The sequence below is a fragment of the Microbacterium sp. gxy059 genome, assembly GCF_050958665.1.
Lineage (GTDB): Bacteria > Actinomycetota > Actinomycetes > Actinomycetales > Microbacteriaceae > Microbacterium.
In genome coordinates, this window is the sequence record NZ_JAMXWT010000037.1 from 1 (window position 1) to 12261 (window position 12261).

11 protein-coding genes are annotated in these 12261 nt (G+C 71.7%); 9 read left to right on the forward strand and 2 right to left on the reverse strand.

Going from position 1 to position 12261, the window contains the following annotated elements:
- Positions 1-48 precede the first annotated feature (48 nt).
- Positions 49-165: a putative transporter small subunit gene (locus tag NHL53_RS14310; RefSeq protein ID WP_433777571.1), complete on the reverse strand. Its 117-nt coding sequence runs from the start codon at positions 163-165 to the stop codon at positions 49-51.
- A gap of 11 nt (positions 166-176) precedes the next feature.
- Complete coding sequence (locus NHL53_RS14315; protein ID WP_433777581.1) at positions 177-1766, reverse strand: sodium:solute symporter family transporter; 1590 nt, start codon at positions 1764-1766, stop codon at positions 177-179.
- Between the two features lie 560 nt (positions 1767-2326).
- On the opposite strand from NHL53_RS14315, the gene argC reads away from it, so the two are divergent.
- Genes argC through NHL53_RS14360 form a run of 9 tightly spaced genes read left to right on the forward strand, consistent with a single transcriptional unit; the run spans position 2327 to position 12261 of the window.
- Positions 2327-3370, forward strand: coding sequence for an N-acetyl-gamma-glutamyl-phosphate reductase (argC, locus tag NHL53_RS14320; protein WP_433777572.1), 1044 nt, complete (start codon positions 2327-2329; stop codon positions 3368-3370).
- Entirely contained in the window at positions 3367-4524 is a 1158-nt protein-coding gene (argJ, locus tag NHL53_RS14325; protein ID WP_433777573.1) for a bifunctional glutamate N-acetyltransferase/amino-acid acetyltransferase ArgJ, read from the forward strand. Before argC ends, argJ begins: the two co-directional genes overlap by 4 nt.
- On the forward strand, positions 4521-5429 hold the full coding sequence (gene argB, locus NHL53_RS14330; protein ID WP_433777574.1) for an acetylglutamate kinase: 909 nt from the start codon (positions 4521-4523) through the stop codon (positions 5427-5429). Before argJ ends, argB begins: the two co-directional genes overlap by 4 nt.
- The gene (locus NHL53_RS14335) at positions 5426-6634 is read left to right on the forward strand and encodes an acetylornithine transaminase (RefSeq protein WP_433777575.1); all 1209 of its coding nucleotides are present in this window, start codon (positions 5426-5428) and stop codon (positions 6632-6634) included. The genes argB and NHL53_RS14335 overlap by 4 nt, the downstream gene beginning before the upstream one ends.
- Positions 6631-7560, forward strand: coding sequence for an ornithine carbamoyltransferase (gene argF / locus NHL53_RS14340; RefSeq protein ID WP_433777576.1), 930 nt, complete (start codon positions 6631-6633; stop codon positions 7558-7560). Before NHL53_RS14335 ends, argF begins: the two co-directional genes overlap by 4 nt.
- Positions 7533-8660 carry a heparan-alpha-glucosaminide N-acetyltransferase domain-containing protein gene (locus tag NHL53_RS14345; RefSeq protein WP_433777577.1) on the forward strand — a complete coding sequence of 376 codons (1128 nt, stop codon included), beginning with the start codon at positions 7533-7535 and terminating at the stop codon, positions 8658-8660. The genes argF and NHL53_RS14345 overlap by 28 nt, the downstream gene beginning before the upstream one ends.
- Positions 8661-8670: 10 nt before the next feature.
- The gene (gene argH / locus NHL53_RS14350) at positions 8671-10116 is read left to right on the forward strand and encodes an argininosuccinate lyase (protein WP_433777578.1); all 1446 of its coding nucleotides are present in this window, start codon (positions 8671-8673) and stop codon (positions 10114-10116) included.
- 5 nt (positions 10117-10121) lie between these two features.
- Positions 10122-11429 carry a tyrosine--tRNA ligase gene (gene tyrS, locus NHL53_RS14355; RefSeq protein WP_433777579.1) on the forward strand — a complete coding sequence of 436 codons (1308 nt, stop codon included), beginning with the start codon at positions 10122-10124 and terminating at the stop codon, positions 11427-11429.
- Between the two features lie 22 nt (positions 11430-11451).
- Positions 11452-12261, forward strand: a complete 810-nt coding sequence (locus tag NHL53_RS14360) for a hypothetical protein (protein ID WP_433777580.1) — start codon at positions 11452-11454, stop codon at positions 12259-12261.

Sequence of the window (12261 nt, forward strand, 5' to 3'; positions counted from 1 at the left end):
CAGCTGCCACGGAAGGGCTGCGCCGCTTTCGCGTCGTCTCCGAAAGGGTCAGATGACCTTCTTGCCCTCGCGCTTCGCGGCGCGCACGTCCTTGACGAACGCGCCGATGATCGTGGCGAGGGTGCCGGCTACGATGACCGGCCACATCAGGGTGTAGATCGTCATCGCCGCGACCATCACTTCACCTCTTCCTTCTGGGGCTTGTCTTCGATCACGTCGTACGCTCCCGTGAGCTTCGGGACGAGATCGAAGTCGTAGCGCTTGGTCTTGTTGGCCATCGTGATCGCGATGCACAGCACGGTCGAGACCGCGTACGCGACGAGCGAGGCCGAGAGCACGGGCCAGGTGTGCAGGAATCCGATGCCGAACGGCGCGCTGGCGATGGTCGCGACGACGCCGACGATGATCCCGGTCCGCTTGCCGACGAATCCGAAGGCCATGAGGCCGAGGACCACGCCGACGCCGATGACGGACAGGACATCGCAGAAGATGCCCCAGGCGCCGGCGAGCGGGATGAGCTCGAAGCGGACGACGGAGAACACCGCGAGCGCAGCGATGACCGAGATCGTGAACGCCATGTTCGTGACGCGGTTCCAGTAGAGGCTCGTGATGACGGGGAACACGAGAGCTCCCCAGAGCGCGCCGACGAACACGAGCAGGTCGAGGATGCCGAGTTCGAACGTCGCGATGAACATGCCGGCGACCATCGCGACGATCATCGTGATGCGGCCGATGAGCAGCATCGTCTTCGGATTCGCCTTCTTGCGGCCGGCGATGTTCTGGCCGTACACGTCGGCCATGACGATCGACGACAGCGCCGAGAGATCCGAGTCGGACGTCGACGACAGCGATCCGATGATCATCACGAAGAAGACGCAGATCAGGATCGGGCCCAAGTAGGTCGAGGCCATCTGCGGGATGATGTTGTTGGTGTCGCCGTCCATCGGCGAGATGCCGAGGTACAGCGCCATGACGCCGAGCATCCCGACGCCGATCACGGTGGCGCCGTAGCCGACCGTCGCGGTGATGAACGTCGGCTTGATGAGGTCCTCGCGCACCGCGAACAGGCGCTGTGCGATCGTCTGGTTTCCGATCGCGTAGGCGAGCACGGCGGCGATGTACGGCGCGCCCTGGCCGAAGAAGGCGTCGGACGAGAAGAAGTTCCCCTGCTGCGGCGTGAGGTTGCTCGCGCCCTGCTCGAACATGTCGGGGCCGCCGGCCGCGAAGAACACGACCGGGACGATGATCACGACGGCGCCGAGCATCGCCAGCACCTGCGCGAAATCGGTGAGCACCGACGAGCGGAAGCCCGACCACAGCGTGTAGAGCAGCACGCCGGAGCCGATGAAGAGGATGCCCTGGCCGAAGCTGAACGGGGTGAGGAGGTGCATGAGCGCACCGCCCGCGATGAGGTTCGAGGCGAGGCTCAGCAGGCTGCCGAGCACATTGGATCCCGCGAGCAGCAGCTGGCTCGAGCGACCGTGGCGCGCGTGCATGATCTCGGCGATCGTGTGCGCGCGCGGCGCGAGCTGGCGGATCCGCTTGCCGAAGGGGTAGATCAGCAGGATCATCAGCGCGCCCCACAGGCCGTAGTGGATGGGGCCGGAGATGCCGTAGGTGTATCCGGCGGTCGCGGATGCGTACATCGACGACGCCCAGATCCACGTGGCGGTCATGGACGCGGCCGAGATGCCGAATCCGATCTTGCCGCCGGCGGTCATGTAGCCGTCGGCGTTCTCCTTGCGCCGCGAGATGCGGAGGGACATGTAGAAGCTCCCGCCGAAGAAGATCAGCAGGAGCAGGACCACGATGGGCCAGGAAATGGTGTGCAGGTCGCCCACGAGGGGACTTCTCCTTCTCAGAGTGCGCGGCGGATCCGCGCGGATGTGCGGTGACGAACCTGGGCCACTTCCGGCGTCGCAGGCGCGGAGTAGCCCGGGGTGCGGCTCCTTTCGCGGTGGGCCCTCGCGAATGCGCGCGCGAACGCGCGGCGAGGAGATGCAGAGAGGGCGGTATGCGTCGACTGCGACTCGACGACCGCCGAGAGCGCGGGGCCGATCGCCCCGGCCGCTCGCCCGTGCGCGTCGCACGGGCCTCTTCACCATAGCAAGACCGTATTTTCGCCCTGACCGGGCGGGCGCTCGCCGCGGGCCGTCTGCTACCGTCGGCGGCATGACCCTCCGCGCGCAGCAGCCGACGCCCCTTCGCGTCGTCGCGCGCCGACGCGGCCGCCGAGTCTCGGCGGGCCGCTGCAGCCTGCGTGCCTGATGGCGCGTGAGCGGCCCGCCGTCCGGGAACCCGCTCACGAGTCAATAAGGTAGAAGTCATGACGTATTCGGTCGCCGTCTCCGGCGCCTCCGGCTATGCGGGCGGCGAGATCCTCCGTCTGCTCGCGCAGCACCCCGATGTCGAGATCCGCACGGTCACCGCGCACTCGAACGCGGGCGACCCGCTCATCCGGCACCAGCCCCACCTCCGCTCGCTGCGCCACCTCGAGCTGCAGCCCACGACGCCCGAGATCCTCGCCGGGCACGACGTCGTCTTCCTGGCGCTGCCGCACGGGCAGTCGGGCCAGTACACCGACGCGCTCGGCGACGCCGCTCTGGTGATCGACGCGGGGGCCGATCACCGGCTCGTCTCGCCCGACGCGTGGGCGCGCTTCTACGGGGGCGACTTCCACGAGCCGTGGACGTACGGGGTGCCGGAGCTCCTCGCAGGCCGGGAGAAGCAGCGCGAGCGCCTCCGCGGAGCGACGCGCATCGCGGCCCCCGGCTGCAACGCCTCCACCGTGTCGCTCAGCATCGCGCCGGGCGTCGCCGCGGGGGTCGTCGACGCCTCCGACATCGTCAGCGTGCTCGCGGTGGGCCCGTCGGGCGCGGGCAAGAGCCTCAAGCCCCACCTGCTCGGCAGTGAGATCCTCGGCTCGGCCAACCCGTACGCGGTGGGCGGCACCCACCGGCACATCCCCGAGATCCAGCAGGCGCTGCGCGACGCGGGGGCGCCCGATCCGCGCATCTCGTTCACGCCCGTCATCGTGCCGATGTCCCGGGGGATCCTCGCAACGACGACGGCGCCGATCGCCCCCGGCGCCTCGGACGCCGAGATCCGCGCGGCGTGGGAGGACGCGTACGGCGACGAGCCATTCGTGCAGCTGCTGCCCGAGGGCGAGGTGCCGCGCACGGCCGACGTGATCGGCGCCAACACGGCTCTCGTGGGGCTCGCGATCGACCGGTCGGCGAACCGCGTCGTCGTCGTGACCGCCGTCGACAACCTCGCCAAGGGGACCGCGGGCGCCGCGATCCAGTCCATGAACATCGCGCTGGGGCTCTCGGAGACCACGGCGCTCACCGTGAACGGAGTCGCACCGTGACCGTCACCGCAGCGAAGGGGTTCGAGGCGGCGGGCGTCGCGGCGGGCCTGAAGTCCACGGGGAAGCCCGACGTGGCCCTCGTCGTCAACCGCGGCCCGCGGAAGACGGGCGCCGCCGTGTTCACGTCGAACCGGGCGCAGGCGAATCCCATCATCTGGTCGAAGCAGGCCGTCGCCGACGGCCGCGTCGACGCGATCGCGCTCAACTCGGGCGGCGCGAACTGCTTCACCGGATCCTTCGGCTTCCAGACCAGCCACCTCACGGCCGAGCGGGTCGCGGAGCTGCTCGGCGCGAGCGCGGGCGACGTGCTCGTCTGCTCGACGGGCCTCATCGGCACGGGAGACGAGGTCTTCCGCGCCAAGGTGCTGGACGGCGTCGAGCGCGCCGCGCAGGAGCTCTCCGCGGACGGCGGGGTCGTCGCCGCCGAGGCGATCATGACGACCGACACCGTGTCGAAGACCGCCGTCGTCGAGGGCGACGGGTGGACGATCGGCGGCATGGCGAAGGGCGCGGGCATGCTCGCGCCCGGCCTCGCGACGATGCTCGTCGTCCTCACGACCGACGCCGATCTCGACCCCGCGGACGCCGACGCGCACCTCCGCGCCGCGACGCGCGTCACGTTCGACCGCCTCGACTCCGACGGCGCGATGTCGACGAACGACCAGGTCACGCTCCTCGCCTCCGGGGCCTCGGGCGTCTCGCCGGATCCCGACGGGTTCCGCGCCGCGCTCACGCGTCTGTGCCTCGACCTGGCCGAGCAGCTCATGGGCGACGCCGAGGGCGCGAGCCACGACATCCTCATCGACGTCCTCCACGCGGCGAGCGAGGAGGAGGCCGTCGAGGTCGGCCGGTCGGTCGCCCGCAACAGCCTCTTCAAGACCGCGATCTTCGGCAACGACCCGAACTGGGGCCGCGTGCTGGCCGCGATCGGCACGACCTCCGCGCGCTTCGACCCCTACGACGTCGACGTGACGATCAACGGCGTGCGCGTGTGCACGAAGGGCGGCCCCGACCGTCCGCGCGAGGAGGTCGACCTGACGCCGCGTCGCACGAGCGTCGTCATCGACCTCATCGCGGGCGACCACGACGCCACGATCATGACGAACGACCTCACCCACGCCTACGTCCACGAGAACAGCGCATACTCCTCATGACACCGCCTCCCATCGACCTGCAGCACACGAGCCCCGAGGAAGCCGAGTTCAAGGCCTCGACGCTCATCGAGTCGCTGCCCTGGCTGAAGCAGTATCGCGACCAGATCGTCGTCGTGAAGTACGGCGGGAACGCGATGATCTCGGAGGAGCTGCAGGACGCGTTCGCCGCGGACATCGCCTACCTCCGCTACGTCGGCATCAAGCCCGTCGTCGTGCACGGCGGCGGCCCGCAGATCTCCAGCATGCTCGACCGGCTCGCCATCCCGAGCGAGTTCCGGGGCGGGTACCGCGTCACGTCGACCGAGGCGATCTCGGTCGTGCGCATGGTGCTGACGGGGCAGATCAACCCGCAGCTCGTCGCCAAGATCAACTCGCACGGATCCTTCGCCGTGGGCCTGTCGGGCGAGGACGCCGCGCTGTTCGGGGGCCGCCGCCGCGGCGTCCTGATCGACGGCGTCGAGCAGAGCCTCGGACGGGTGGGCGACGTCGTCGAGGTGGATCCGACCCCCGTGATCGACCACCTGCGTGCCGACCGCGTCCCCGTCGTCGCGGGGGTCGCGCCCGACCTCGACAACCCGGGTCAGACGCTCAACATCAACGCCGACGCCGCCGCGAGCGCCCTCGCCCGCGCCCTCGGCGCGAAGAAGCTCGTCATCCTCACCGACGTCGCGGGGCTGTACGCCGACTGGCCGAACCGCGACTCGCTCGTCTCCCACCTCAGCTCGACCGAGCTGCGGGAGCTGATGCCGAGGCTCGAGTCGGGGATGATCCCCAAGATGCAGGCGTGCCTCGACGCGGTCGACGGCGGCGTCGAGAAGGCGTCGATCATCGACGGACGCGTGCCGCACTCGGTGCTCGTCGAGCTGTTCACCAGCAACGGAATCGGAACGGAGGTCGTGGCATGACGACCGCACCCTGGACGGAAGCCACCTCGCGCGATCTCATGAACGTCGGGGGCCGACTCGCGAACCTCGTGCGCGGCGAGGGATCCCACGTGTGGGACGACGAGGGGAGGCGCTACCTCGACTTCCTCGGCGGCATCGCCGTCAACTCCCTCGGACACGCGCACCCCGTGTTCGCGGAGGCGGTCTCGCGCCAGGCGGCCACGCTGGCGCATGTGTCGAACTACTTCGCGACGCCCCCGCAGCTCGAGCTCGCCGCGCGCCTCAAGCGCCTCGCCGGCACGGGGGAGTCCGGCCGCGTGTTCCTCGCGAACTCGGGCACGGAGGCGAACGAGACGGCGCTCAAGCTCGCCCGTCTGCACGGCGGACGCACGGGCCGCGGCGCGATCCTCTGCCTCGAGGGGGCCTTCCACGGGCGCTCGACGGGCGCCCTCGCGATCACCCCGAAGGCCGCCTACCAGGAGCCGTTCGCGCCGCTCCTGCCCGGCGTGCGCACGGTCGCGCGCTCGATCGCGGCGCTCGAGGAGGCCTTCGCCGCCGGAGACGTCGCGGCGATCTTCATCGAGCCGATCCAGGGCGAGGCCGGCGTCGTCGAGCTGCCGGAGGGCTTCCTCCGTCGCGCTCGCGAGCTGGCCACGGAGAACGACGCGCTGCTCATCCTCGACGAGGTGCAGACCGGATCCGGCCGCACGGGGGAGTGGTTCGCGTTCCAGCGCGAGGGGATCGTCCCCGACGCCGTCACGCTCGCGAAGGCGGTGGCCGCCGGCTTCCCCGCCTCCGCGCTCATCACCTTCGGCGCCGCGAGCGACCTGTTCTTCCCCGGCACGCACAACTCGACGTTCGGCGGCAACCCGCTCGCGAGCGCGGTCGCGAACGCCGTCCTGGCGCACATCGAGGACACGGATCTGCTGGCGAACGTGACCGCGCGCGGCGCGGAGCTGCGCGCGGGCGTCGAGGGGATGCGCCTGGTGGCGGGCACCCGCGGCGCGGGTCTGCTCATCGGCATCGAGCTCGACCGGCCGGTCGCGGCGGAGATCGCGCAGGAGGCGCTGACCCGCGGGCTCGTCGTGAACGCGCCCGCGCCCGACGTGATCCGCATCGCGCCGGCGTACACGATCGGCGACGACGAGATCGCCGAGTTCCTCTCCCTCTTCCGCGACGCGCTCGCCGCCGTCGCCGACGCACGCCCCTCGGAGGTCCCCGCATGACCCGTCACTTCCTGCGCGACGACAGCATCACCCCCTCCGAGCAGCGCGAGATCCTCGCGCTCGCGGAGGAGCTGAAGCGGGATCGCTGGTCTCAGAAGCCGCTCGAGGGGCCGCAGACGGTGGCGGTCATCTTCGATAAGTCGTCGACCCGCACCCGGGTGTCGTTCGCGGTGGGCATCGCCGACCTCGGCGGATCCCCGCTCATCATCTCGACCGCGAGCAGCCAGCTGGGCGGCAAGGAGACGCCGAGCGACACCGCGCGCGTGCTCGAGCGCCAGGTCTCTGCGATCGTGTGGCGCACGTACGCGCAGGAGGGGCTCGAGCAGATGGCGCAGGGCACGTGCGTACCCGTCGTCAACGCGCTGAGCGACGACTTCCACCCGTGCCAGCTCCTCGCGGACCTCCTCACGATCCGCGAGCACAAGGGCGAGACCGCCGGGCTCACGATGTCGTTCTTCGGCGACGGCCGCAGCAACATGGCGCACTCCTATGTCCTCGCCGGCGTGATGGCGGGCATGCACGTGCGCGTCGTCAGCCCGGAGGCCTACGCCCCGCGCGCCGACGTGGTCGCCGACGCGCGGCGGCTGGCGGAGGAGACCGGCGGGTCGATCTCGCTCGTCTCGGATGCCGAGGAGGGCGCCCGCGGCGCCGACGTCGTCGTCACCGACACGTGGGTGTCGATGGGCAAGGAGGACGAGAAGCAGCAGCGTCTGCGCGACCTCATCGGCTACAAGGTCACCCAGCGGGTGATGTCCTGGGCCGACCCCGAGGCGATCTTCATCCACTGCCTTCCGGCCGACCGCGGCTACGAGGTCGACACCGAGGTCATCGACGGCCCCCAGAGCGTCATCTGGGACGAGGCGGAGAACCGCCTCCACGCACAGAAGGCGCTGCTCGTGTGGCTGCTGCGTCAGCAGGAGGCGTAGGACCCGCCCGTCTCCTCCGTCGGGCGCGGCTCGACGGACCCGGCCGCGAGCCCGGCGTCGATCTGGCGCGCGGGCTCGCGGTCTTCGGCATGTTCGCGGCGCACGTGCTGCCTCCGGGCGAACCGCTGCGCTGGGGCGATCCGTCGACGTGGCCGAGCATCGTCCACGGCAGCTCGTCGATCCTGTTCGCGACCCTCGCGGGCGTCTCGCTCGCGCTGCTGTCCGGCGGGCCCCGGCCGGCGACGGGGCCGCGGCTCGCCGTGCTGCGCGGACGGGTCCTCGTGCGCGCGGGCGCGCTGCTGGTCATCGGCGTCCTCCTCACGGCGCTTCCGACCCCGGTGTACGTGATCCTGCCGGCGTACGGGATCCTCTTCGCGCTCGCGCTGCCGCTCCTCTCCCTGCGGGCCGGCGCCCTGGCCGCGACCGCCGCGGCGCTCGCGGTCGCGACGCCGTTCGCCTACGCGGCGCTCGACCGGACGGCGGCGGGGGAGGCGCTCGCGTCCCCGCCGCTCGCGGACCTCGTCGGGTGGCACTACCCGTTCCTCGTGTGGATCTCGTTCCTCGCCGCGGGCCTCGCCGTCGGGCGATCCGGTCTGGGATCGCCGCTCGTCGCCGCGGGGCTGGTGCTGGCGGGGCTCGGGCTCGCGGCGGTCGGCTCGGCGATCGGATCCTCCTCCGCCCCCGCGCTGAGCGCGGAGCCGCACGGCAGCGGGCTGGGCGAGACGATCGGATCCGGCGGGCTCGCGATCGCGGTCATCGGCGCGTGCGTGCTCGTGTGCCGCACGCCGTTGCGCCACCTGCTGTGGCCGGTGCGCGCCGTGGGGTCCCTCGCCCTGACGGCGTACGTCGGCCAGCTCGTCGCCTGGAGCATCTGGATCGCGGCGGCATCGGCGGGCGGACGCGACGTGGATCCTCTGGGCGGCTTCTGGGCGGTCGAGCCGTTCTGGCCGATGACGATCGGCACGCTCGTGCTCTGCACCCTCTGGGCGCTTCTCGTGGGGCGAGGGCCGCTTGAGGCGCTGCTCGGATCCGTCGCCCGCGGCATCGTGCCCGGGTCGGCGTCGGCGCCGGGCGCCGGAGGAGGGGAGGCGGCCCGCTAGGGTGGAGCCCGTGAGCACGCCTGAGCACGAGACCCCCGCCCACGGCACGAACGACGGCGCCCTCTGGGGCGGCCGCTTCGCCTCCGGCCCCAGCCCGGCCCTGCAGGATCTGAGCCGGTCGACCCACTTCGACTGGAAGCTCGCCCTCTACGACATCCGCGGATCCCACGCGCATGCGACGGCGCTCGAGCAGGCCGGCTATCTGTCGGCCGACGACGCCCGCGAGATGCACGCCGGGCTCGATCGACTCGCCGAGAAGGTGCGCGCGGGCGAGATCCGTCCGCGTCCGGAGGACGAGGACGTGCACGGCGCCCTCGAGCAGATGCTCCTCGACGAGGTGGGCCCGGAGCTCGGCGGGCGTCTGCGCGCGGGGCGCAGCCGCAACGACCAGATCGCGACCTTCGTGCGCATGTACCTCCTCGACCACGCCGAGATCATCGGCCGCGAGGTGCTGCAGCTCGTCGACGCGCTCGTCGCCCAGGCCGAGGCGCACCCCGGTGCGATCCTCCCCGGCCGCACCCACCTGCAGCACGCGCAGCCGGTGCTCCTCGCGCACCACCTGCAGGCGCACGCCTGGCCGCTCGTCCGCGATCTCGAGCGGCTGCGCGACTGGCGCGTCCGCGCGTCCGTCTCGCCGTACGGGGCCGGCGCGCTCGCGGGATCCACCCTGGGCCTCGACCCGGCGCTCGTCGCGCGCGAGCTGGGCCTCGATCGCCCGGCCGAGAACTCGATGGACGCCACGTCCGCGCGCGACGTGGTCGCGGAGTTCGCCTTCGTCGCCGCGCAGATCGGCATCGACCTCTCGCGTCTGTCGGAGGAGATCATCGCGTGGAACACGCGCGAGTTCGACTTCGTCACGCTCGACGACGGCTACTCGACGGGGTCGAGCATCATGCCGCAGAAGAAGAACCCCGACATCGCGGAGCTCGCGCGCGGCAAGTCGGGCCGGCTCATCGGCAATCTCACGGGCCTGCTCGCGACGCTCAAGGCGCTCCCGCTGGCCTACAACCGCGATCTGCAGGAGGACAAGGAGCCGGTCTTCGACTCGGTCGAGACGCTCGAGGTGCTCCTGCCCGCCTTCACCGGCATGGTCGCGACCCTGCGCTTCCACACCGAGCGCATGGAGCAGCTCGCTCCCGAGGGCTTCTCCCTCGCGACGGATGTCGCCGAGTGGCTCGTGAAGCAGGGGGTGCCCTTCCGCGACGCCCACGAGATCTCGGGATCCCTGGTCCGCGCCTGCGAGGAGCGCGGGATCGGACTCGAGGACGCCGACGACGCGCTCCTGGCGGAGACGTCGTCGCATCTGACGCCGGGCGTGCGCGAGGTGCTCACGGTCGCGGGGTCGGTCGCCTCGCGGGCGGGCGTCGGGGGCACGGCTCCCGAGCGGGTCGTGGAGCAGCGCGCGGAGCTCGTCGAGCGCGCCCAGGCGGCGTTCCACGCGCTCACCGGAAAGTAGGATCGATGTCCATGAGCGAAACCGCAGCGCCCCTCGCCGAGCAGGCCAACGATCCGTCGTTCGACACCGTGTGGGACGAGCTCGTCTGGCGCGGACTCGTGCAGGTCTCGACCGATCAGGAGGCGCTGCGGGAGGCGCTCTCGGGCGACCCCCTCGTCTTCTACTGCGGCTTCGACCCGACCGCCCCGAGCCTCCACCTCGGCAACCTCGTCCAGCTGCTCACGATGCGTCGCATCCAGCTGGCGGGGCACAGGCCGCTCGGCCTCGTCGGCGGGTCGACGGGACTCATCGGCGACCCGCGGCCCACGGCGGAGCGCACGCTCAACACCCCCGAGACGGTGGGTGAGTGGGTCACGCGCCTGCGGGCGCAGGTCGAGCGCTTCCTCAGCTTCGAGGGCGACAACGCGGCGCGCGTGGTGAACAACCTCGACTGGACGGCGCCGCTGTCGGCGATCGACTTCCTGCGGGAGATCGGGAAGCACTACCGCGTCGGGACGATGCTCGCGAAGGACGCGGTGAGCGCGCGGCTGAAGTCGGACGCCGGCATCAGCTACACCGAGTTCAGCTACCAGATCCTGCAGGGCATGGACTACCTGGAGCTGTTCCGCCAGTACGGGTGCGTGCTGCAGACGGGCGGGTCGGACCAGTGGGGCAACCTCACGAGCGGCACCGACCTGATCCGCCGCGTCGAGGGCGCGTCCGTGCACGCCTTCGGCACGCCGCTCATCACCAACAGCGACGGCACGAAGTTCGGCAAGAGCGAGGGCAACGCGATCTGGCTCGACGCCGAGATGTGCAGCCCGTACGCGATGTACCAGTTCTGGCTGAACACCGACGACCGCGACGTCGTCGACCGGCTCAAGGTGTTCACCTTCCTCACCCGCGATGAGATCGCGGCGTACGAGGCGCTCGTCGCGAGCGAGCCGTTCCGCCGCGCCGCGCAGAAGCGCCTCGCGCTCGAGGTGACGGCGACGGTGCACGGTCTGGACGCGACGCAGAAGGCGATCGCGGCGTCCGAGGCCTTCTTCGGGCGGGGGGACCTGTCGGCTCTCGACGCCGAGACCCTCGTCGCCGCGCTGGGCGAGCTCCCCCACGCGGAGCTCGCGTCCGGCACCTCCGTCATCGACGCGCTCGTCGCGACGCAGCTCGTGTCGAGCGCGTCCGAGGCGCGTCGCGCGATCGCGCAGGGCGGCGTCTCGCTCGACGGCGAGAAGGTCGCGGGAGACGACGCGACGGTGACCGGATCCCTCCCGGGCGGCACCTCGGTGCTGCGCCGGGGCAAGAAGGCCCTCGCCGGAGTCTTCATCCGCTGACGCACGACCGGAGCCCGACGACATGAGCCAGAGCGACGAAGCCACGGGACGCCGCGCCGAGCTGCGCGCCCGCATCGAGGCGCGCGACGCCGCACGGGCCGCGTCGGGGGCTCAGGCGGAAGCGGGCGGCGCGACGGCACCGGCGGCCTCCCAGGTGGTCGCCGACGCGATCGGCGGGAGATTCCCGTGGGCCACCTCCCACGTCGAGTGGGCCGCGCAGGTTCCGTGGAAGGACGCCGACGCCGCGCGAGGCGCCGTGGGCGAGCGGGTCTCGTCCGCGCTGCGCGACGCGGCGCCGGGCTCGCGCACGGAGCGCGCGCGTCGGCACATCGAGGCGTCCGGGGTGACGGACGACGCGCAGAAGCTCGCCACCGCGGAGGGACGCAGCGAGGCGCAGCGCGAGCTCGGCGTCTACGCGGCCGGGAAGCTGGGGGAGCGGTTCGGCCTCGCCGACGGCGAGGCGGCGCGACTGCTCCAGGAGTCGCGCGCCCTGGCGACCCGCGAGGGCCGGCAGCGGATGCTCGCGGAGCAGGCGGGTCGGACCCACGACGCCCTCGCGCTGCGGAGCGGGTCGATCCAGGAGCGGCGGGAGCAGACGCGCGCCCTCCTCGAGAGCACCGCGGGCGCGAGCCTTCCCCAGCGCGCCGCGCGGGGCGCGATCGTGGGCGGCGTGATCGCGCTCGTCGTGCTGATCCTCGTCCTCATCGCCTGCGTCTCGCTCCTGGGGTCGCTCGCGGACGGGAGCCCGGACGCGGCTGCCGCGCTGGTCGATCAGGTGCAGGCGACACGCCCGGGTGTGGGGTGGTTTGCTGGGGCGTGGGGTTCTGCGTAA

What these genes read in the sequence shown, in the direction of transcription:
- argC (WP_433777572.1), top strand. Translation starts at nt 2,327, where the DNA reads ATGACGTATTCGGTCGCCGTCTCCGGCGCCTCCGGCTATGCGGGCGGC.
- tyrS (WP_433777579.1), top strand. Translation starts at nt 10,122, where the DNA reads ATGTCCATGAGCGAAACCGCAGCGCCCCTCGCCGAGCAGGCCAACGAT.
- NHL53_RS14310 (WP_433777571.1), bottom strand. Translation starts at nt 165, where the DNA reads ATGACGATCTACACCCTGATGTGGCCGGTCATCGTAGCCGGCACCCTC.
- NHL53_RS14360 (WP_433777580.1), top strand. Translation starts at nt 11,452, where the DNA reads ATGAGCCAGAGCGACGAAGCCACGGGACGCCGCGCCGAGCTGCGCGCC.
- NHL53_RS14335 (WP_433777575.1), top strand. Translation starts at nt 5,426, where the DNA reads ATGACGACCGCACCCTGGACGGAAGCCACCTCGCGCGATCTCATGAAC.
- argF (WP_433777576.1), top strand. Translation starts at nt 6,631, where the DNA reads ATGACCCGTCACTTCCTGCGCGACGACAGCATCACCCCCTCCGAGCAG.
- NHL53_RS14315 (WP_433777581.1), bottom strand. Translation starts at nt 1,766, where the DNA reads ATGTCCCTCCGCATCTCGCGGCGCAAGGAGAACGCCGACGGCTACATG.
- argB (WP_433777574.1), top strand. Translation starts at nt 4,521, where the DNA reads ATGACACCGCCTCCCATCGACCTGCAGCACACGAGCCCCGAGGAAGCC.